This window comes from Rheinheimera hassiensis (assembly GCF_022436675.1).
Taxonomy (GTDB): domain Bacteria; phylum Pseudomonadota; class Gammaproteobacteria; order Enterobacterales; family Alteromonadaceae; genus Alishewanella; species Alishewanella hassiensis.
Genome location: NZ_JAKUJZ010000004.1, coordinates 383,043 through 404,793, shown reverse-complemented (window position 1 = coordinate 404,793; position 21,751 = coordinate 383,043). Strand labels below are relative to the sequence as shown.

Here is a 21,751-nt window from a genome sequence, read left to right as displayed (position 1 = left end):
ACCTAAGATGAACACACCGTGCCGCTGCCACTGGGTAGATTTAACCAAGCCGGATTACGTTGCCTACCACGATACCGAATGGGGCGTACCGGTGTATGACGACAACAAGCTGTTTGAGTTTTTAACCTTAGAAGCAGCCCAGGCCGGGCTTAGCTGGTATACGGTACTGAAAAAGCGTGATAACTATCGTGCTGCCTTCGCCAATTTTGACCCGGTTAAAGTAGCCGCTTTTGATGAAGTTAAAGCCGCGGAGCTGCTGCAAAACCCCGGCATTATTCGCAACCGCTTAAAAGTGGCGGCTGCCATTAACAACGCCGCCCGGTTTTTAGAGGTACAAGCCGAGTTTGGTAGTTTTAGCAACTATCAGTGGCGTTTTGTAAATGGCGCACCGCAGCAAAACAGCATCGCCGGCCCGGCAGATTACCGCGCTACCAGCCCGGAATCGGATGCAATGAGCAAAGACTTAAAAAAACGCGGCTTTAAGTTTGTTGGCTCTACTATTATTTACGCCCATATGCAGGCCTGCGGCATGGTGAATGACCACCACAATGATTGCTTTCGTAAACACAGTAGCTAAAGCAGTGTCGTAAGGACGTAAAGTCACGGCTAAAAATTACCACTGATTGCGATCAGCAAGCTGGGATCACTGCGTTCAAGGCTGTGGTAACGATAAGCCATTGCACTGCTGCGATCCGGCATAAAAACATCTCGCTGATACTTATAGTCGGCGCCGAACAGGTTGTTTATTGCTATATCCAGTGTCAAACCATGGCGCAAACTGAACTCGGCGTAGATATCGGTAGTCGCCTTGCTTTTCTGGCGGTAAACCTCGTCAGGATAAAACGCCGTCTCAACATTGGCAAAATCTACCGACAAGCCCCAGGCATACCCGTTAGCATTCTTTCTCAGCTCAATGTCACCACTGTGTGGTGTTAGCCAGGAAATAGCGCGGTTACCGGTTAATGGATCGGCATAGCGAGCGTCGCGAAAGCTGTACTGCAGCGTTATTTCACTGCCCTGCACTAACCAGTGGCTGGCCAGGTTAAGCTTGATATCGGCTCCGCTGTAGCTTGCCTGGCCAGCATTGGCCAGCCCCCAGGAGTCGGTATCAAATTGTACAAACTCATGAATATCATCAATTTTGTGCCAGAAAATCTGCGTATTTAGCGCCCAATCAGCGCCAACGCCATAATTTAACTCGTAGCTCAGCTCCAGCCTCTGCTGCGGTTTTAGCTGAGCATTACCGGCTTGCTCGCGGCCGAAATCGTTATCCAGCCCCGGAATAAAGTCGGCAAAGTCCAGCTGTTCAACCTTACGCTGTAGCGTAAAAGTCGATTGCAGGCTGCTTTCACTCTGGTGGCTTAATTTAATTAACGGCTTTAAATAGCGGTTTTGCGTTTGATAATACTGCTGAGTTTCACTTTGTAGTGTCGCATATTCGCCGGTTAATTTAGCATACCATTGCCAATGGTCATTCAGCTGCACTTTGCTGGCTATGTAAGGCTCAACCCTGTTTTCTCGCACTGTGGTCGTTAACATGCCCTGCACCAGCGTGTTGGCATCGAGCCGGTTCTGGCTAAGTTCGAACCCCAGCTCAGGTTGCCACCACAGCGTGGCTTGCTGGCTACTGAACTTTATCACTTGTTCAGTGAGTGTTTTGTGCTGGCTAAACAGCTCAGTGCTGTTGTTATCTTGCTCTGCGGTATCTATCTGCGAGTGATAGTCTGAACGCTGCCGGCGATATAGCCCAGCAACTTGCCATAACCAGCCATCGTAGTCGTCATTTGCCTGTTGTTGCCAGTCCAGGCCCAACTCAAACTGCTGCTGTTTATTCTGGCTATCGATGATTTCTGTTGCTACTACAGTATCTTGCTGCCAATTGCGCCGGTAGCGCTCCTGATACCCTTGCTCCTGCCATTGGCTATTGAGCTGCAAGTAACTATTGCGCAGTTTCCGGGCAGAGGTTATCGCAAGATTGCTGTCTTTTGTGCTGTCGCTGTAATCTTCGTTACCGCTAAGATCCGGGCTATTGTCAGGGCCGGCCTGGAAAAAACGGCTGTGGCTTTGCAGCAAATCTTTTTCGCGCCTGACTTGCAGCTGATGATCCCAGCCATGCCAACCAGTGCTGCTTTGCAGCGACAAGGCTTGCGGCTGCTGAATACCCAAAGCAGAACCTGCTGCTATGCGCCAGCTGATTGGGCGCTGCGCAGTATGCCGAAGCAGATTGACCACCTGAGTATATTGACTGGCCGCTGCAAACGGGTGCCCCGCCAGATACACCTCCATGGCACCAAGTTGACTGACAGGCAGCCCGGCCAGCATATCTGCCAGAGATTGAGATTTGTTAAGCACAGGCAAGCCATTAATCAGCACATTACCGCTAGCATTACTCAGGCCGCGTTGGCTGTTTGAGTCAATAAACCGAAAGCCGGCGACCTGTTCAATAATATCCAGCACCGACTGACCAGACATTTGTACCAGCTCAGTCTGGCTATAGTGGGTAACGGTTTCGGCACTAACCTGCTGCAACGCAGCCATCAGGCAAACAACCATAACCGGGATTACTCGTTTACAACGCTGCATAAGCACTCTGTTGTTTTGCAATAGATAGCGCTATTAGAGTAATTCGCAGCTACCCACTCAAGGTCAAAGTGCTGACTGGTAAGGCTTAGGGATGAATGAACCTGCTGCTGTACAACCATCAGAAGGCTTTGGGATAAACGGACCAGGGCTAAAATAGCCGCTATTCAGGCAGCGTTTTGCAAACGAGCCCTGACCGCCTGTTTATGCGCTTTACTCAACGCAACTACCCGGCCACTTTTAAGCTCGACATAGCCACTGCCGGAAGATTTTAACCTTACACGGGCGATATGCTGAATATTGACCAGATGGGCGCGATGGGTACGAACAAACATATGTCGCGGTAACTGAGTTTCGATGTCTTTTAGCGTTGCACGTTTAAGCCAGCTACGCTCAGCTGTGCAAACCTCAACGTAATTACTGGCAGAGTTAATCTGGATAATATCGTCGTAACTCAGCTGCATAGCGCCCTCTGGCTGTTCGATAGTCAGCATTTGGCCAGCAGCGTCGTCTACCTGTGCCGGCTGTGCCTGAGGCAGAGCCAGATATCGCTGCCAGATAAACACATTGATAAAGATAACCACCGGATGCACAGGAGCGAAATACAACAAGCTGTAGGCAATACTGTCATCAAGCACTATCAAATCAAATAGTGCCTGATACAGCATGGCATTGATAAATATCAGTGCACAAATTTGCAGACAACAGCGGTTGGTTAACTGATGTCTAGCAGCAGACTGGTTTAACAGCCGGAACAACAGTGGCGTAAATAGAAACCACAGGCCCCACTCTTGTAACGCCCATAGTGGATGATTATTGAGTTTATCGCTATCAGCCACCCACAGATCATGCAGGGTATCTATCAAGCTTAAAAATAGGATCACCCCACTCCAACCGAGTAAGGATACCAACCACTCTTGACGAAGTTGCTTGTCCATTGCGCCCCTAAATCCCAAATACCTATCTGATCACATCCAAAAGCAAGCATTGGGCTAACTTTTAATCAGACTATATTACTTAATTGCAGGCCTTTATTAAAACTGAATCTTTTGATTTTAGTGTAGACTTGTTGGTCGTTCTACACACTCATCAATAACGCCAACACGGCTGGCTGCTATTCGCCAACCAGATAATTGCCAGGGTCAATGTAAAACATTTTTTTATAGCCCTGGCTGCTGCCGTCTGCTGCCCAGGGGGCAGGAACAAGCCTTACTATAGAATAATGCAGATGAGGCGGTTTACCTTTGGCATTGCCGCTACCCCCTACCGCACCAATAACCTTACCCGAGCTTAGCCATTCAAAGCCGCTGACATTAATCGCCTTAAGGTGAGAAAAGTAATGCAATCGCCACTTAGGCCCTAACACCAGCACTACCTTGCCGCCTTTAGGTAACTCGCCCTGATACAGCACTATGCCATCAGTTGTACTGGTAACTGTAGTACCGGCTTTAGCAAAAATATCAATGCCCTTGTGCACGCCAGAGCTGCCCCAGGGTTCATACCAGAAAGTGTCCGGGTGCCAGTCGCGCTGGGTAGCACCAGCCACCGGCATGTTGATCCGCTCTGGCAGAATAAAGCCCGCAACCAGCAAAACGAAGATCAATAACAGTAAGTAATTTTTTATTTTCATAGTGCCGAGATATAACTGAGCTAAAGTTAATCGTCAATTAACACCCGCTGCGCTTGCGAGATAAAGCTGCCCATGAAAGTTTTACGTTATGTGCCGGTAAGATATTCAGCTTCTGCCCACTGCCAACTCCCGCTTTACTGCATCGCACCTGCTATTTAATTACCTGTCTGCCTGATTAAACTGAATTATTTACTCACCTGCCCGTATAGGCACAAAACCTGCTTACCTTGCTAATACCCCTAGTATCGTTATGTGAAACTCAACCGGAGGTGCCTAATGAAGACGCAAAACCAGTGCAGTATGCAAGATCCCCGTAAGCAGTATCCGATAGACAACACCCACTACGACGAAGCCCAGCCAGACCCGGGGCTTGACGCGATACTATCACCCAAAGCTGATCACGGCGAAAACACTTACCAGGGCAGTGGCAGATTAACAGGCCGAAAAGCTCTGATTACCGGTGGCGATTCCGGCATTGGCCGTGCCGTGGCAATTGCCTTTGCCCGTGAAGGCGCCGATGTGATGATTAACTATCTACCTTCTGAAGAACAAGATGCTAATACCGTGCTAAAAGAATTGCAGACAGCTGATGTAAAAGCCTTTGCTGTAGCCGGCGATATTTCAGATGAGAAATTTTGCCAAAGTCTGGTGCAGCAAGCGGTACAAAAGCTTGGCGGTATCGATATCCTGGTGAATAACGCTGGCAAGCAGCAGTTTGTTGAAGAACTGGCCGATTTAAGCAGTGAGCAGTTTCAGCAAACCTATGCTACCAATGTGTTTGCCATGTTTTGGATCACCAAAGCCGCACTGCCACATATGCCTGCAGGTGCCAGTATTATTAATACTACGTCAATTCAGTCGTACCAGCCGTCGGCCGGTTTACTGGATTATGCTTCCAGTAAAAGCGCTATTACCGGCTTTACCAAAAGTTTAGCTAAGATGCTGATTAAAAAGGGTATCCGCGTAAATGCAGTAGCGCCAGGCCCTATCTGGACGCCATTGCAGCAAAGTGGCGGCCAACCGGCAGATAAACTGGAACAGTTTGGTCAGCATACCCCTATGGGCCGCCCTGGCCAGCCTGCTGAACTGGCACCGGCTTACGTCTATCTGGCATCACAAGAATCAAGCTATGTAACGGCCGAAGTGCTCGGTGTTACCGGCGGTGAGCATTTGCCTTAAGATGAAAACTGCATCAGGTACGTCGGTGAATATTACGCTGCAGGATACTAAAGCTGAACCGGCAGACTCAGCCCTGGGTGAAATAAATCAGCTGTTTCATAGTCAGTATGCGAAAAGAAAACAGTACTTTGCCAACAAAATCAGCCGGGGTCATGTGCTGCTTATTGTGCGCCTGGATAGCCGCCTGATTGCCTGCTGTGGTGACAGTATTAGCGAGTATACCGTTAACGGCCCAGGCTATCACCGGCTGAAAGCCCTGAGCCATAGCACCATGGCGGTTTACTACACACTGTTGCAAACGCCACAGCCGGATGCAGCAGCGTTACTGCACAACCTTCTGGCACAGCTTAAACATGAGGCCAACAACGCCGTTGGCCAGCAGCTGTTTACTGCCACACAGCAGTTGCTCGGTGCAGTAGCTTATGACGGCACCTTGGACCACCGCCTGATACTGGAATACAGTCATCAACTGGAACCCGTTTTTGCACAGCTGATGCTGCAAAGTGCCGTAGATGAAACAACACAGTTACTGCTGCATTTAGATAAAATAACTGAGCAGTTCGGTAAGGCTATCGCAGAGACATTTTTTGTTGTATTTGGCGGCCCCCAAGCCCGTTACCGGCAATTGGCGAAACTAGTGTTTGAGAAGTGGTGTCAGGAGTCTGCTGATTTAGTGGTGGATACCAGCCATCACATCAGATATTACGAGCATGGCACCACGCTGGATGATGCGATAAATCTGATAGCAACGGCGCTGGCAGACCGTGAACTGGCGCAGACATTTTTAGGCCATGCTGATGCACTGGAGCAAGATGTGTTGGGGCTGGTAGCAGAACAAGCCATTGATCGCTGTTGGCCACACCGGAAAAAAGCAGCGCAATAACTTATCTGTTTAGTGCGGCGGCGTTTCTTCGCGTTTTTTTGTTTTTGACCCCAGCACCAGTTCTGCCGGTATAGAGAAAGAAAAACTACTACCTTTTCCCGGCTCACTGAAAATCATTAACCGGCTGTTATGGCGTGACAATACGTGCTTTACAATAGCCAGTCCCAAGCCAGTGCCGCCGGTACTGCGGGCTCGGGCCTGGTCTACCCGGTAAAAACGCTCGGTAAGGCGCTTTACATGGTGTGCGGCTATACCTTCGCCATTATCATTAACAGCAAACAGCGCTTTTAAATGCTGGCGTTGCCAGCTAACGTTAATTTCGCCACCGGCCGGGGTGTATTTAATGGCGTTAGTTACCAGATTAGAAAAAGCACTGCGTAACTCTTCGGTAACGCCGGTAACCTTCAGGTTGTCATCAATATCAAAACGGATGCTATGCTGTTTATCGCGGTTCAGTGTTTGGGCTTCTTGTTCCAGTTGGTGCAGCATAGCAGGTACATCTACCACAGGCTCAAACTGCACCCGGGCTGACGCTTCAATACGCGATAGCGTTAACAATTGTTGTACCAGCGCATCCATACGTTTGGTTTGGTCCAGCATAACGTTATGGGCTTTTTTCCAGATCACTTTATCGGGCAGATGTTCATCGTCCATCACTTCCAGATAGCCCTGCAGTACGGTAAGCGGAGTGCGCAGTTCATGCGATACGTTGGCGACAAAGTCTTTACGGATTTGCTCCAACTGCTTAAGCTGGGTGATATCCCGCACTATTAGTAAGTATTGCTCTGCCCCATAAGACATAATATTAAATTCAAGCGTTAGCTCATCATTAACCGGTGAAGCCAGCTCAAGTGGCTGCTCGAATTTGGCTTGTTTTAAATAGTGCAGAAAATCCGGGTGACGGATCAGGTTATCCAGCCGTTGGCCTTCATCAGCCGGCCAGTGCAGACCCACCAGAATTTGCGCCAGCTTGTTGCTCCAGATAATGCTCCAATCATCGGTTAGTACTACTACTGCCTCTGGCAGGGCCTCGGCGCCGTCACGAAACCGCCGCACTACATTGCGCAGCTCACGCTTTTTGCGTCTGTCACGCCGCTGCAGGTAGTAAATACCTTCAAATAAATGGCCCCAGATCCCTTCGCTGATCGGCGGCGACAATTTGCGATCACGCCACAACCATTTGTCCATTATAAATAAATGGTGGTAATGCCACAGCAACAGCGCCACGGTAAAAATAAGCAGCGCCAGCAGCAGGCTGTTAGAAATAAGGCCAACCAGAGCAATAAAACAGTAAAAAAGGAAGAGTTTAGTGTAGACCTTCCTTTGTGATAACAGTTGGCGCATAGCGGTAGCAGTAAGCCTTTATTTAGCGGAGAAACGGTAGCCAGAGCCACGCACGGTTTGTACTAATCTATCATGCCCGGCTATAGAAATCGCCTTGCGTAAGCGGCGGATATGCACATCTACCGTGCGGTCTTCCACATACACATTGGTACCCCAGACATGGTCCAGCAGTTGTTCACGGCTGTACACGCGCTCGGGGTGGGTCATAAAAAAATGCAGCAGACGAAACTCAGTTGGCCCCATATCCAGCGCCTGATCCGAGGCCATTACACGGTGTGATACCGGGTCCAGCTTTAAGCCCTGCACTTCTATTACTTCATCCAGGCTGGTCGGCGCTACACGGCGGATCACTGCTTTAATACGTGCCATCAGCTCTTTGGGTGAAAACGGCTTGGTAACATAATCATCAGCACCCACTTCCAACCCGCGTACTTTATCTTCTTCTTCACCACGGGCGGTGATCATAATAATCGGAATATTGCGGGTAAGGTCGTGCTGCTTCATTTTCTTTGCGATCTGAATACCACTGCCACCGGGCAGCATCCAGTCTAGCAGGACTAAATCCGGGTAGGGCTCTACCAGCGCATTAATGGCTGAGTCGTAATCTTCTGCTGTTGCAGCCTGATAACCGTTTTGCTCCAGCACAAAACACAGCATATCGCGAATTGGTGCTTCATCTTCCACCACCAGGATTTTTCTTGCCATAGCATCCACCACGTTCTGTTAACCGGCACAGGGCCGGATTATTCTAACTGTTTATGCTGCATAGTATTGCCGCAGTTTATGACATTTTTATGAAAACACGAGGTTAATCTTTACTCAGTAGCCGCCCCGCCCCAATAAAAACAACTAAATAACAAATGCTACAAAATTTAAACCAAAATAAGCCACCTATATATGACATTAAAATGAATTTTTTCTGACAACCTACACCGTGTACCGCAACTGTTCAGCCGTTACTGGCACTGTCACATGACAGCAGCATAAGTGTAATAAAAGCGTAATTTCTCTGTTGTAGGGTGCTTGCAACTTATTGGCAAGACCTATAACAACTCAATGGAGAGATGGTAATGGCTTTACGCAAACTATTAAAACTAAGCGCAATAGCGTCAGCATTGATACTGGCAGGCTGTGGTGGCGACTTAGTTGTTAACGCCGGCAATGGCGATGACAACGGTAACGGTGGCGGTAATCCACCACCAACTGCAGACTGCCCAGCTTTTGCCACTGAAGGCTCCAGCCTCGCGGGTGTAGATAAAGCAGTGTGTGAAATCACCGGCACTATTACCAGCGACACCCGTTTAACTGCAGATATCGCCTGGGCTTTAAGCGGTAAAGTGACTGTTGGTGGTGATAATACTAACAGTGCCACCCTGACCATTGAACCGGGCACCACGATATTTGGTAAAAGCGGCGCTGACTACTTAGTCGTGGCCCGCGGTTCAAAAATTCAGGCGGTAGGTACTGCCGCCGCTCCAATTATTATGACATCGGTAAACGATATGCTGGGGCTGTCCGATGACGAGTCTACTGCAGAATGGGGTGGCCTGGTATTACTGGGTAATGCACCTACCACGAAATGTGATCAAGCCAACCTGGCTAACTGTCAGGTAGAAGCTGAAGGCGAAGCCGGCCCATACGGTGGTGCTGATGAAGATGACGACAGCGGTGCGCTGAAATATGTGCAGGTGCGCTATGCAGGTTTTGAAGTACTGCCAGATAACGAATTAAACGGTATTACCTTTGCCGGTGTCGGCCGTGGTACTGAAGTAGAATATATTCAGGTACACAATAACCTGGATGACGGCGTAGAATTTTTCGGCGGTACGGTAGATGCCAAGTATGTGGTATTAACCGGCAACCGCGACGATTCTTTAGATTGGGCTGATGGCTGGACTGGCCGTATGCAGCACGTATTAGTTCGCCATAACCCGAACGATACCAAAGCCAACCGCGGTATTGAAGCTGACAACCAGTCAGATAACTTTACGGCTGAACCGGTATCTAAGCCACGTATCGCCAACATGACCATTATCGGTAACAACTTTGACGGTGAAGATGACTCTGAGGGCATTTTACTGCGCGCTGGTACCGCTGGTGAGTTATACAATATGATTATTACCGGCCCGGCAGGTATGGGCGAGTGTTTTGAAATAAACAGCAATGAATCGGTAGCGAATGCGCAAAACGGCGAAATTATCTTCCGTAACTCTATTATCGACTGCGCTGAACCCTTTAAAAATTCCGTTGACGGTAACAACACCGAAATACTCAATGCTGAAACCTGGTTCCGTGCTCAGCCAGGCAATATCGTTGGTGACGCCTTATTAGGTGGCTATATACCAGCACCTAACTCACCGGCTTTAGGTAATGGCTATAACGTAGCTAATAACGTAGACCCGTGGTTTGATAATGTTGATTACATTGGTGCCTTTGATGGTGAAGAAGACTGGACAGTAGGCTGGACAGTAGGCTTACACCCGGAAGATGACTTAGCTGCCTGCCCTGCCGGCACCAGCGAAGTAAACAGCTTGTCTGGCCGCTTAAACTGTCAGTTAACCGGTGATATTACCTCTAACGTAACACTGGCTGCCGGTGCCGATTATGTGCTGAATGGCCGTGTGCGTATTGGTGTAGACAACACCACTGCAGCGACGTTAACAGTGCAACCGGGCGTACGTATTTTTGGTAAATCTGGTGCCGACTTCCTGGTAGTTACCCGCGGCTCAAAAATTGAAGCAAATGGTACTGCCGCTAACCCTATCGTAATGACGTCAGTGCAGGACATTATCGGTTCACCTACCACAGCAGGCCAATGGGGTGGCCTGGTATTACTGGGTAAAGCTCCTACAACCAAGTGTGCTGATCAAGCTAATTTAGACAGCTGTTTAGTACAAGCTGAAGGTAATGCAGGCCCATATGGTGGCGGCAACTGGGAAGATAGCAGCGGCACTTTAAACTACGTAGTGGTTAAACATGCCGGTTTTGAAGTTATCCCGGATAACGAGTTAAACGGTATTACTTTTGCTGGTGTGGGCTCTGGCACTCAGTGTTCAAATATTCAGGTACACCAAAACGTGGATGACGGCATTGAGATGTTCGGTGGTGCTGTTAGCTGTAAAAACGTAGTGCTGACCTCTAACGGCGATGACTCAGTAGACTGGGCTGATGGCTGGCGCGGTAAACTGCAATTTGTGCTGGTAAAACACGGTGCAGATGACTCTAAATCTAACCGTGGTATTGAAGCGGATAACCAGTCAAATAACCTTACTGCTACGCCGGTATCTAACCCGACTATCGCTAACATGACCATTATCGGTAATAACTTTGACGGTGATGATGACTCAGAAGGCGTACTGCTGCGTGCAGGAACCAATGCGCAACTGGCGAACTTTGTTGTTACCGGCCCTGCTGGGATGGGTGAGTGTCTGGAAATTGAATCCGACGAATCACGTGCTCTTGCGGCTTCAGGTGCCTTAACTATGACCAACTCTGTCATCGCCTGCCCAACCGAAGCGGTTAAAGGCACTGTCAGCGCCACAACAACTACTGAACAGTGGTTCCTGGCTCAAACCGGCAATAGCCTTGCAGCAAATCAGGCCGCAGTGTTAAACGGTATCTTCACTATCGATACTACTACGCCAAAAGATATGACTACCGTGGACACCTTCTTCGAAGCAGTAGACTTTATCGGTGCTGTTAAAGCAGGTAATGACTGGACTGCAGGCTGGGCCGTCGGTTTAGACGACTAACAGCAACAAACACTGCCGGGTTTTGCCTGGCAGTGTTTTTTTATTCCACTGCATTGAACCTGTAAACCAATAGTTCGGTGCAACGCAGACGTAACAGTACAAGCTGATAGGACAAAGTTCAGATGAGCAGCATGCAAAAGTTTAATTTCAGTCGTGTTGGCCGCAGTGTGTTGCTGGCCCTTAGCACGGCAACCGCGCTGGTTTCACTGAGCGCAATAGCGCAGGAACCGCAGCAACCGACACAGAATGAAGAAGATGTTGAACGTATTTCTGTATCCGGCCGTCTGATGAGCTCTGCCGCTTCTGCCGCTGCAGAGCGTCGTGAGCAACCTTATGTTGCTGAACTGCTCGGCATGGAGCAAATTTCCCGCGCCGGTGACAGCAATGCCGCCACAGCACTACGTCGGGTAACCGGCTTAACGCTGGTAAAAGACAAATTTATTTATGTCCGTGGTTTGGGCGAGCGCTATTCAAGTACCTTGCTTAACGGCGCTATGGTACCTAGCCCCGATCCAACACGTAATGTTATCCCGCTGGATATGTTTCCGGCCGGTATTATTGAAAGTTTAGTGGTACAAAAAGCTTACTCACCAGAACTACCTGCCGCATTCGGTGGTGGTAACGTTAATATCCGTACCGCTGCAATTCCGCTGCAAACCACGTTTAACGTATCAGTGGGCACAGGTTACAACAGCCTGAACAGCGACGATGGTTTCGACTACGCCGGGGGTGGCGATGACTGGCGCGGTAAAGATGATGGTTTGCGTGGTATTTCACCTCAGCTGGCTGCCGCTCAGGCGCAGTATGGTCTGTTAACACCGGTAAGCATTGCAGAAGACCTGGGCGGTATTACTGCAGGTAATCTGGAACAAGCTAATGAAATTTTGCGTGAGTTGGGCACAGCGTTCAACCGTGATATTGATATCAGTCGCAAAAGCGTCAAGCCCGATTTTGATGGCAGCGCCTCGTTCGGCAGCCGTTTTGAGCTGGCGCAAAATGTGGTGTTTGGTGTAATGACCGGCGTAAGCTATGACAGATCAACACAAAATATTGATGAGCAAGAACGTTATTACTCAGTATCAGGTGACAACCTGGTGCCGCTAAACCGTTATGACGACATCAAGGGTACCGAACATCAGGTTAAGCTGTCAGGTATGCTGAATTTTGGTTTAGAGCTGGGCGTAGATCACCGTATCGAAACCTCAACCATTTACCTGCGGGACACCAAAGACGAAATTAAAATTAAAAATGGCGACAGTATTGAGACGATAAACGAAAGCAACCGTTCAAATACCGACACCTCCATTTTATATGAAGAACGCAGCATGCTGAGTAATCAGCTGCGGGGTAAGCATAATTTTCCTTTCCTGATGGACCTGGCGGTTGACTGGCAATACACCGATGCTAAAGCACGCCGCTATGCACCGGGCGAAATTGAATATCGCTACCTGAATGAAACTCAGGCTGACGGTTCAGTAACCTCTTTCCTGCGTCGTAACCAGAATGCGGTAAATTACAGCTTCGGTGATATGAACGATAACACCGAAAACTTAAGCTGGAATGCCAAACTTCCGCTGACGCTGGGTAAAGCCGAAATGACGTTAAGCGGTGGCTATAGCTACTTTGAGCGAAGCCGTAATGCACAAACTGATCGCTTTAACTTTGATACTGTAGGCTATAGCCTGCAGCAGTTGTCTGGTAGTTTCTCGGAAATTTTCTCCAACGAGAATATTTTAAATGCTGCCAACGGCTTTAAAATCTCTAACGTGACCACTCAGGCAGATGATTATCTGGCAGCGCAGATGATTGATGCCGGCTATGCAGCTCTTGAGCTTAACTATGATTACAAGTTCCGCTTAAATCTGGGTGTACGTTATGAGGACTTTAAGCAAGTTTCTCTGCCGTTAGATGCCAATGGCGACATCAGTGGCGAAGTCACCGACTCAGTGCTGCTGGAAGACGGTTTCTACCCGGCGCTGTCATTAACCTGGTTTGTTAATGACGATTTACAAGCCCGTTTTGGTTACAGCCAAACCGTTGTGCGGCCAGACTTACGTGAAGTTACACCGGTACTGTACGTCGACCCGCTTACCGATTTTAAAATAACCGGTTTTGCCGCTCTGCAAAGCACTGATATTACTAGTGTAGACGCCCGCTTAGAGTGGTATTACGATAACAGTAACTACAGCGTTGGTGTATTCTACAAAGATTTGGATAACCCGATTGAAGCGATAGAGTTATCCGGTTCTGACGGTAACCTGTTGATGTCGTTCCGTAACGCCCAAAGTGGCAAGCTGTACGGTATTGAAGCAGAGTTTCTGCAACAGCTGAATATGTTTGGTGGTACTTTTGGCAAGATTGCTGACAACTTCTTCGTAGCCGGTAACCTTACGGTCAGCGAATCAGAAATTAAGATCCAGCCCTTTCCGGGTGCGGATTTAACTAATTCTGAGCGCGGCTTAAGCGGCCATTCAAAATATGTCGCCAACCTGCAACTGGGCTACGACTCAGACAACAACCAGCACAATGCTACGCTAACTTATAACGTGTTTGGTAAGCGTATCGCTTTTGCCGGGGTTAATGACAAAGACGATGCCTTTGAGCAACCGTTTAACTCACTGGACTTTACCTACAGCTACAATCCGCTGGAAAGTATGACAGTGAAACTGGGGCTGAAAAACCTGCTGGACGAAGATGTAGAAATTCTGCAGCAAGGTGAAATACTGCAAAAACGTGTTGAAGGCCAAAGCTACAGCTTAAGCTTGTCGTACAAATACTGAGCAGATTACTGTTAAAGCAAAACGCCGGCTGTCAGCCGGCGTTTTTTTATTGCGAAGCGGATTAAAACTTATGTTTAATGCCCACTGCCAGGTAATCACGATCCGGCGTTGGCGTATCTAAATTAAAGCTGCTGTACCAGGCAAATAATGTGGTGTTTTTACCGGCTTTGTAATCAACCCCTACACTGACGGAGTTATCGTCTTCCAGTGTCTGATATTGTGCTTTCAGCTCAGTTTTACCCATAGGATAAGCCGCACTTACCAGCCAGCCGTCTTGCTCTAACCCGGTTTCAATTTCTTCCTGGCGTTGCACTATAGCGCCCAGTTTAACGCCGCCGATTTTAGTTTGCGTGCTTAACCGCATGGCGTCATAGCCGTCAACTTCAGCATCCAGCGCCACAGAGGCATAAAAGTTGATACTTTTAAGCTCCTCGTCGCCGTAAAACAGCGCAGCAGAGTAAGCATCTTCAGCGTCGGCTGAATCTTCCAGAATGTAAGTCAGTTGGGCGCCAAAGCCGTTGATAACCGGTGTAAAGTAACTGATAGAATTATTGGCGCGCACTTCGGCTTCCCACAAAGCGCCTAAGTCACCTTCAAAGTCATTAAATTGATCAATTTTAGCCTGCGACATTTTTAGTGCGGTATCGTGCCGCCCCAACCGTACTTCACCAAAACCACCTGCCAGGCCAATATATTGGTTACGGGCGGTAACATTGCTACTGCTACTATCAGATACATTGACACCCCACTCCAGCTGGTATACCAGTGTAAGGCCATCATCCAACGCATAGTCGCCTTTTAAACCAAAGCGTGAGTTATTACTTTTAAGCTCAGAAAAACGCCCTTCACCTTCATCACCAGATTGTGCAGATACATTAATCAGGCCATAAAGGGTAATCGGTTCAGCGTTTACTGCTGCTGTTGCTGCTGTAATCATTATTGCCACTGCTATCGCTGTTTTATTCATCTTCGCATCCGGGTTAGTTTAGCTGCTGGCACGCGTGTGCCATATTCCGACGGCGACAATCATATGAATCTTTTATGACAAAAAAATGACAATGTGACATTTTTACTACTTTAAAATGATTCTTTTATGACTAAGGACTTCTACTCTATTGAAACCAAGTATTTATCAAAATCTGACAACACCAGCTAACTTAGCTTGCGACAACAAAAAAGGGCCAACAGGCCCTTTTTAAAATGGTTTAAAAATGATTTTTCAGGGCTTTTTCGTGACAATCTGTGTTAGTTCATCATCACTCAAATATGCAACATTGCGCCCTCTGGCCAGAAAAATAGCGTGCTGACAAATATTCCGGCTGTGATCACCAACTCTTTCCAATGCCTTAGCTACATTAGACACCTGCAAACTCACCCCGATCTGCTGGGCATCGTTCATCATGCTGTTAAGACTGTGCTGAATGATGCGGTCGTAATCTTCATCTATCGCTTTATCTTCATGCAGCACATGCAAAGCGGCTTCAGCATCCATATTTTTGAACGCATCTAAAGCGCGCTGCAGCATTAGCTGGGCTTTTGCTGCCATACTGGTTAATTCGTGCAGCTGTGTATCGTCTGGCCGCCCTTCAGTGGTATTTTTCAGCAGTGCTTTGGCAATACGCTTTGCCATATCGCCAATACGTTCTACATCATTAATGCTTTTGAGCACAGCCAGTACCAGGCGCAAATCTGTAGCTGCAGGCTGACGGCGGGCCAGAATATCCAGGCAGTGCTCATCAATATCAACTTCAAAGTCGTTTACTTTGCGATCAAAGTCTTTTACCTGCTGCGCCAGTGCTATATCACCACTGGCAAAAGCCGATAACGCATCACTCAGCTGCTGCTGAACCAGCGATGCCATCTGCATCAGACGGTCTACCGCTTGTTGTAACTCTGCATCATAGGCCTGCGAGTAATGGCCGCCCATTTTACTATTTGGCATAACAGCGTGCTCCTGAATATTGCCCTAACTTAGCCATAACGACCGGTTATATAGTCTTCGGTACGTTTTTGCTGTGGGTTGGTAAATACATCATTGGTATTACCAATTTCAATAAGATTACCCAAATGAAAAAATGCGGTGCGATCAGATACCCGGGCCGCTTGCTGCATATTGTGTGTAACGATAACGATGGTGAAGTTTTGCTTCAGCTCGTCTATCAGCTCTTCAATTATAGACGTTGCAATGGGATCAAGTGCCGAACAGGGTTCATCCATCAGGATAACTTCAGGGCTGACAGCTATGCTACGGGCGATACACAAACGCTGCTGCTGGCCACCTGACAACCCTGTACCGGGTTGATCCAGCCGGTCTTTCACTTCGTTCCATAAACCGGCACGGCGCAAGCTGGACTCAACAATGTCATCCAGATCGGCTTTACGCTCTGCCAGGCCATGTAATCTTGGGCCGTAAGCAATATTTTCATAAATTGACTTTGGAAACGGGTTTGGCTTTTGAAATACCATACCTACCTGTGCCCGCAGTTGCACCACATCCAGTGATGGCTCATAAACGTCGCGACCGTCCAGTGCAATACTGCCGGTTACACGGCAATTTTCAATGGTGTCGTTCATACGGTTCATACAGCGCAAAAACGTCGATTTGCCGCAGCCTGACGGGCCGATAAACGAAATCACTTCGTTCTGATATACGTCCATGCTGATACCATGCAGCGCTTCGTTATCGCCGTAAAATACCTTCACATCTTTGGCTCTGATTTTTACCGGGGCTGTGTTTGTCATGCGTTTATCCGTTAGCTAAAACTGAAACTGTTACAACAGGCTGGTGAAATTAATCTTACCAGCGTTTTTCGTATTTTTTTCTCAACCAGATAGCTATGCCATTGAGACTGATCATCATCATAAGCAACACGATAATCGCGGCAGATGTCCGGGCCTCGAAGAAGTTACGCAACTCGTTGCCTTGCCACAGATAAATTTGTACCGGCAAGGCTGTAGCCTGATCAAAAGGTGAGGCAGGCACCGATGCAACAAAAGACTTCATACCAATCAGCAACAGCGGTGCGGTTTCACCCAGCGCCTGCGCAACCCCAAGAATAGCACCGGTTAAAATACCCGGAATGGCCAGTGGTAATACATGGTGAAAAATAGCCTGCATTTTGGACGCGCCAAGCCCCAGTGCGGCCTGGCGGATAGACGGTGGTATCGCTTTTAAGGTAGAACGGGTGGCAATAATTACCGTAGGTAGCGTCATTAATGACAATACCAGGCCGCCGACAATAGGCGCCGACATCGGCAGATTAAACCAGCCAATCAGTACCGATGCCCCCAGCAAACCGAACACGATAGAAGGCACCGCGGCCAGGTTGTTGATATTCACTTCAACCAGATCTGTCAGTCTGTTGCGTGGTGCAAACTCTTCCAGATAAATAGCCGCCGCAACGCCCATCGGTACCGCCAGCACTATCACCACCAGCATCATATAAAATGAGCCCATAAAAGCACCGGCTAAGCCAGCTGAAGCCAGAGAACTGCGGGAGTCAGCATTCATAAACAAGGCTAAACTAAAGCGGTTTTGAATAATTCCCTGCTCTGATAACGACTGCACCCATTCGCGCATTTTAGGACTTAATTGCTGCTGGTTATCAGGCAGGCTGCGATCGATATTACCTTTTAACCAGACATCAATGTTAGCGTCGGTCAGTAAATGTAAAGTATGGGTTTGGCCGATCACCGAAGGATCAGCCACCACCATATCACGCAATGCAAAACGCTCACCGGAAGTAACAACACGGCCAAGATCACGCCGGTGCTGGGCAGCATCGGGCAACACTTTTTGCAGGCTGTCGGCGATCAGGCGATTAAAGTTAACAAAACCAACCTGATTTTGCCATGCAAGGTCGCGTTGGCGAAAATCATTGTCTGACTCATCAGCCTGCTGCAACGGCTTTTGTGGAATATTGATTATTTTCGGGTCAAAATAAATATCCAGCGTAATAGCAGACTGCCAGAAAGCAGGTATACCTTTAGCGAAAATATTAATAAACAGCAATGCCACCAGCGCCAGACTGATTAACACAGCGCCTAAACCGAGCGAGCGGAAGAGCTTCTCTTTACGATGACGTTTGCGCAAAGAAGCAATAACTTTTTGCTGTACCTGCGACGGTGCAGCTACTGATTTAATCGGGTTTTCTGCAATTATGGTCATAACTTACTCGTATTGCTCGCGGTACTTACGCACTATTACCAGAGCCATCACGTTTAATAACAGGGTAATGACAAACAGCGTCAATCCCAGAGCAAAGGCTACCAGCGACTGTGGGCTGGAGAAGTCATTATCGCCGGTTAACTGGTTAACAATGGTTACCGTTACCGTAGACACTGCCTCAAACGGATTGGCAGTAAGCGCCGGGCTGTTACCGGCTGCCAGTACCACTATCATGGTTTCACCTATTGCACGGCTGGCTGCCAACAAAACAGCACCAACAATACCGGGTAATGCCGCAGGCAAAACCACTTTGATAATGGTTTCAGATTTAGTAGCACCAAGCCCAAGCGAGCCATCGCGCATGGTTTTTGGCACCTGGGTAATAATGTCGTCAGATAAAGACGAGATAAAAGGAATAATCATTATGCCCATTACCACACCGGCGGTAAGAGCAGAGGTCGCACTAATAGTCAGGCCAAACGTATTACCCAGATCGCGTAAAAACGGCCCTACGGTAACCAGAGCAAAAAAGCCATACACTATAGTTGGAATACCTGCCAATATTTCAATCGCCGGCTTGGCAATATTACGTAGCCTGTAGGGTGCATATTCCGCCAGATAAACCGCCACCATCAGGCCAAGTGGAATGGCAACCAACATAGCAATAGCAGAAATCATCATAGTACCGGCCAGCAACGGTACTAAACCAAAGCTACCCTGTTCACCGACACCAACAGTAGAGAACCTTGGATTCCAGGTGGTACCAAAGAAAAACTCTGTTGGCGGGACATAACTGAAAAACTTCAGTGTTTCTCCAACCATCGACAGCACTATGCCGATAGTGGTCAAAATGGCAACCGCAGAACACAGTACCAACAAGCCTTTTACCACACGCTCTACCTGATGGCGTGCTTTTAAGGCCGGGGTAATTTTCAATAAGCCAAACAGCATACCAACAGCTGCAATAACAGCGATTAAAGCAGTCAGCACCAGAGCACTATTGGCTTTAAGCTGGCGAAAATGCTCAGCTGCCTGTAACTCCCAAGGAGCCGCATCTGCAACCACACCAAAATTATTCGCCAGATTATTAATACGCTGTGTCACTACCCGCAGTTGATCTGTGCTTTGTGCACTAATATCTGCCGGTAAGGCACTAATCATCATGGCATTAATTACAGCAGGAGACAGCCACAGCCATAGCAGAAGAATAAAAAAGCCGGTAGCACAGCCCACAAACCTACCATCATACCGTAATGATGTGGCCTTGAGTGCATGCGCAAATTGGGGTTAACTGTAGCAACACTTCGGCTGCGACGGGTACCAAACTGATAGCCCAGTGCCAACAGAACAAGCAGCACTACAATTAACGACAGGTTACTCATGATTACTCCGTAAACAGCTTGGCGCCAGTTCAGATGGCAGTGTAAGCGGTTTATATTTCAATTTTATGACAACCAAAAACAGATAAGAGAACCGCATAGGCTCTCTTATCTGGTAAACGCTGTATTACAGCGATTTTTTCTGTGTAATAGCCTGCATGATCTCAGCACGCTCATCATCTGCCAGCGGAATTAAACCAGCACTTTCCAGTACACTGCCAAAACCTGACATGCCGTCACTAATATGAAATTGGGCATACTCCTGCAGCCCTGGGATCACACCAATATGCGCGCCTTTAACATAGATATACAACGGGCGTGATACAGGGTATTCACCAGAAATAATCGTATCCTGATTTGGCTCTACGCCAGACATGGTTGCTACTTTAATGCGGTCACGGTTGGCTTCATAAAAGCTCAGACCAAATACACCCATGGCATCTTTTTGCGCCTGCAGGCGTGCCAACGTTTCAGTGTAATCACCGGCAATTTCAACTACCCGGCCGTCGGTACGCATAGCGGTACACACTGTATGCGCCGCATCCTTATCCATGGCTTTAATTTCAGCAAAAGTCTGGCAGCCCGGAATAACGGCTTTTTCTTCATATACTTCACGGGTACCGTGGTTAGAGCCCGGTATAGCGAGCAAAATTTCCTGATCTGGCAAGCTGGCGTCTATCTGTGACCAACGGCTGTATGGGTTAGCAACCATTTTCCCGTTTTGCGGCACCTGAGCAGCCTGAGCTAAAAACACATACTTAGGCTCTAAAGTAGCGAAGGTTGCAGCATCAACACGTGAAGCGAATACAATACCGTCATAGCCAATTTTAACTTCAATGATTTCTTTTACACCATTGGCTTTACAGGCTTCAACTTCATTGGGCCGCATTTTGCGTGAAGAGTTGGCAATATCTATAGTATTGGCACCCACACCCTGACAAAACTGGCGCAAACCGCCTGACGAACCGCCAGACCCTACAACAGGCGTACGAAACTGCGCAAAGTTATTACCAAACTCTTCAGCAACCACAGAAGAAAATGGTAACACCGTTGATGAGCCAGCAATTTGAATAGTGTCACGGCTGCTTTGAGCCTGTGCAGAACAGGTTACAACGCCAACAGCTAACAGCACGGCAGTAAGAGTATTCAGTTTCATGGTAATTCCTCGGTTGTCCGATGTTGAACTGGTGCTAGTTTGCTGCATTTTTATTTCAGTAATATGACAGTGGGCATTTTTATCTGGTTTCTAAACACCTGTTTGCACGGCACACCGATTACGGCCCTGATGCTTGGCCTGATACAACGCCTGATCAGCCCTTAATAGCAGCTTATCCAAATCGTCACGCTCTGGCAGGTACATGGCAATGCCAATACTGCAACTAAGCTGCAACACTGTACTGTCGGTAAGGGTAAAATTATGTTGTGCCACTGTCATGCGAAGCCGCTCGGCTGACATAATAGCGGTTTGCAAATCAATTTCTGGCAGTACCAGAATAAACTCCTCACCACCGTAACGGCCGAGTAAATCTGTGTCGCGGATGCTCTGTTGGCATAGCAAGGCAAAATCACGCAGCACTTTGTCACCGGCAGCATGACCATACTGGTCATTAATCTGTTTAAAGTGATCGATATCCAACATCAGTACAGCTAAATCTTTCTGGTATCGCTTAGCACGGCGCAGTTCACTTAGTGCTTGCTGCATAACCGCACGCCGGTTTAATAAGCCGGTAAGAAGATCGGTGCTGGCCAGTTGCAGCAACTCTTTATTACGTTCAATCAGTTGCTGTTCGGTTTGTGCATGGCGGGCTATTTCGGCTCGTAAGGCCAAAGCCATGCGGCGAGACCTGAAGGTAATAAAGCCTAATAACGCGATAACCAGTAACAGCAATAGCGACATAAAAATCAGCTTGTAATCAGCAGGCCCTGTCATCGTATTACGGGGCAAGGTGTCAGCACGTACACAAGCACTTACTAAGGCAGCCATTAGTAGCAGTAAGTTAAGCCACAATAGTTGCCGCGGTTGACTACGTCTAGCTGTCAGCACAACAAGCTCCCA

At 48.1% G+C, this 21,751-nt stretch carries 17 protein-coding genes and 1 pseudogene; 5 read left to right on the top strand and 13 right to left on the bottom strand.

Annotation, left to right across the window (positions count from 1 at the left end; all coding sequences use genetic code 11):
• Window positions 1-7: 7 nt before the first annotated feature.
• A complete protein-coding gene (locus MJX74_RS10525) occupies window positions 8-577 on the top strand; it encodes a DNA-3-methyladenine glycosylase I (protein WP_240222812.1) in 570 nt (189 codons plus the stop codon).
• A 29-nt stretch (window positions 578-606) separates the two neighbouring features.
• Here MJX74_RS10525 and MJX74_RS10520 read toward each other — a convergent pair whose 3' ends face one another.
• The 3 genes from MJX74_RS10520 to MJX74_RS10510 form a co-directional block, all read right to left on the bottom strand.
• Entirely contained in the window at window positions 607-2,583 is a 1,977-nt protein-coding gene (locus MJX74_RS10520) for a TonB-dependent receptor (RefSeq protein WP_240222811.1), read from the bottom strand.
• Window positions 2,584-2,747: 164 nt separating this feature from the next.
• Window positions 2,748-3,518, bottom strand: coding sequence for a LytTR family DNA-binding domain-containing protein (locus tag MJX74_RS10515; RefSeq protein WP_240222810.1), 771 nt, complete (start codon window positions 3,516-3,518; stop codon window positions 2,748-2,750).
• Window positions 3,519-3,694: 176 nt separating this feature from the next.
• Window positions 3,695-4,210: a M23 family metallopeptidase gene (locus MJX74_RS10510; RefSeq protein WP_240222809.1), complete on the bottom strand. Its 516-nt coding sequence runs from the start codon at window positions 4,208-4,210 to the stop codon at window positions 3,695-3,697.
• A gap of 276 nt (window positions 4,211-4,486) precedes the next feature.
• On the opposite strand from MJX74_RS10510, the gene MJX74_RS10505 reads away from it, so the two are divergent.
• The gene (locus MJX74_RS10505) at window positions 4,487-5,389 is read left to right on the top strand and encodes an SDR family oxidoreductase (RefSeq protein WP_275692743.1); all 903 of its coding nucleotides are present in this window, start codon (window positions 4,487-4,489) and stop codon (window positions 5,387-5,389) included.
• A gap of 1 nt (window position 5,390) precedes the next feature.
• Window positions 5,391-6,272: a hypothetical protein gene (locus MJX74_RS10500; protein ID WP_240222808.1), complete on the top strand. Its 882-nt coding sequence runs from the start codon at window positions 5,391-5,393 to the stop codon at window positions 6,270-6,272.
• Window positions 6,273-6,281: 9 nt separating this feature from the next.
• Here MJX74_RS10500 and phoR read toward each other — a convergent pair whose 3' ends face one another.
• Together phoR and phoB are read right to left on the bottom strand one after the other, a co-directional pair.
• The gene (gene phoR, locus MJX74_RS10495) at window positions 6,282-7,616 is read right to left on the bottom strand and encodes a phosphate regulon sensor histidine kinase PhoR (protein WP_240222807.1); all 1,335 of its coding nucleotides are present in this window, start codon (window positions 7,614-7,616) and stop codon (window positions 6,282-6,284) included.
• Window positions 7,617-7,634: 18 nt separating this feature from the next.
• Complete coding sequence (gene phoB / locus MJX74_RS10490) at window positions 7,635-8,321, bottom strand: phosphate regulon transcriptional regulator PhoB (RefSeq protein WP_068228186.1); 687 nt, start codon at window positions 8,319-8,321, stop codon at window positions 7,635-7,637.
• Between the two features lie 365 nt (window positions 8,322-8,686).
• Here phoB and MJX74_RS10485 point away from each other — a divergent pair, with 365 nt between their 5' ends.
• The gene (locus MJX74_RS10485; RefSeq protein ID WP_240222806.1) at window positions 8,687-11,368 is read left to right on the top strand and encodes a hypothetical protein; all 2,682 of its coding nucleotides are present in this window, start codon (window positions 8,687-8,689) and stop codon (window positions 11,366-11,368) included.
• 122 nt (window positions 11,369-11,490) lie between these two features.
• Entirely contained in the window at window positions 11,491-14,148 is a 2,658-nt protein-coding gene (locus MJX74_RS10480; protein WP_240222805.1) for a TonB-dependent receptor domain-containing protein, read from the top strand.
• 61 nt (window positions 14,149-14,209) lie between these two features.
• On the opposite strand, the gene MJX74_RS10475 is transcribed toward MJX74_RS10480, so the two are convergent.
• The 8 genes and pseudogenes from MJX74_RS10475 to MJX74_RS10445 form a co-directional block, all read right to left on the bottom strand.
• Window positions 14,210-15,115 carry a porin gene (locus MJX74_RS10475; RefSeq protein ID WP_240222804.1) on the bottom strand — a complete coding sequence of 302 codons (906 nt, stop codon included), beginning with the start codon at window positions 15,113-15,115 and terminating at the stop codon, window positions 14,210-14,212.
• A gap of 252 nt (window positions 15,116-15,367) precedes the next feature.
• Complete coding sequence (gene phoU / locus MJX74_RS10470) at window positions 15,368-16,090, bottom strand: phosphate signaling complex protein PhoU (protein ID WP_240222803.1); 723 nt, start codon at window positions 16,088-16,090, stop codon at window positions 15,368-15,370.
• A gap of 29 nt (window positions 16,091-16,119) precedes the next feature.
• On the bottom strand, window positions 16,120-16,890 hold the full coding sequence (gene pstB, locus MJX74_RS10465; protein ID WP_240222802.1) for a phosphate ABC transporter ATP-binding protein PstB: 771 nt from the start codon (window positions 16,888-16,890) through the stop codon (window positions 16,120-16,122).
• A gap of 55 nt (window positions 16,891-16,945) precedes the next feature.
• Window positions 16,946-18,316 (bottom strand): phosphate ABC transporter permease PstA, encoded by a 1,371-nt coding sequence (gene pstA, locus MJX74_RS10460; protein WP_240222801.1) that lies wholly within the window; start codon window positions 18,314-18,316, stop codon window positions 16,946-16,948.
• Between the two features lie 3 nt (window positions 18,317-18,319).
• Entirely contained in the window at window positions 18,320-19,207 is an 888-nt protein-coding gene (gene pstC, locus MJX74_RS21955; RefSeq protein ID WP_420851402.1) for a phosphate ABC transporter permease subunit PstC, read from the bottom strand.
• Window positions 19,208-19,222: 15 nt separating this feature from the next.
• Window positions 19,223-19,698: pseudogene (locus tag MJX74_RS21950) on the bottom strand (phosphate ABC transporter permease family protein); the annotation flags it as partial.
• Window positions 19,699-19,822: 124 nt separating this feature from the next.
• Complete coding sequence (locus MJX74_RS10450) at window positions 19,823-20,851, bottom strand: substrate-binding domain-containing protein (RefSeq protein WP_240222800.1); 1,029 nt, start codon at window positions 20,849-20,851, stop codon at window positions 19,823-19,825.
• A 90-nt stretch (window positions 20,852-20,941) separates the two neighbouring features.
• Window positions 20,942-21,739, bottom strand: a complete 798-nt coding sequence (locus MJX74_RS10445; RefSeq protein ID WP_240222799.1) for a GGDEF domain-containing protein — start codon at window positions 21,737-21,739, stop codon at window positions 20,942-20,944.
• Between the last annotated feature and the right edge of the window lie 12 nt (window positions 21,740-21,751).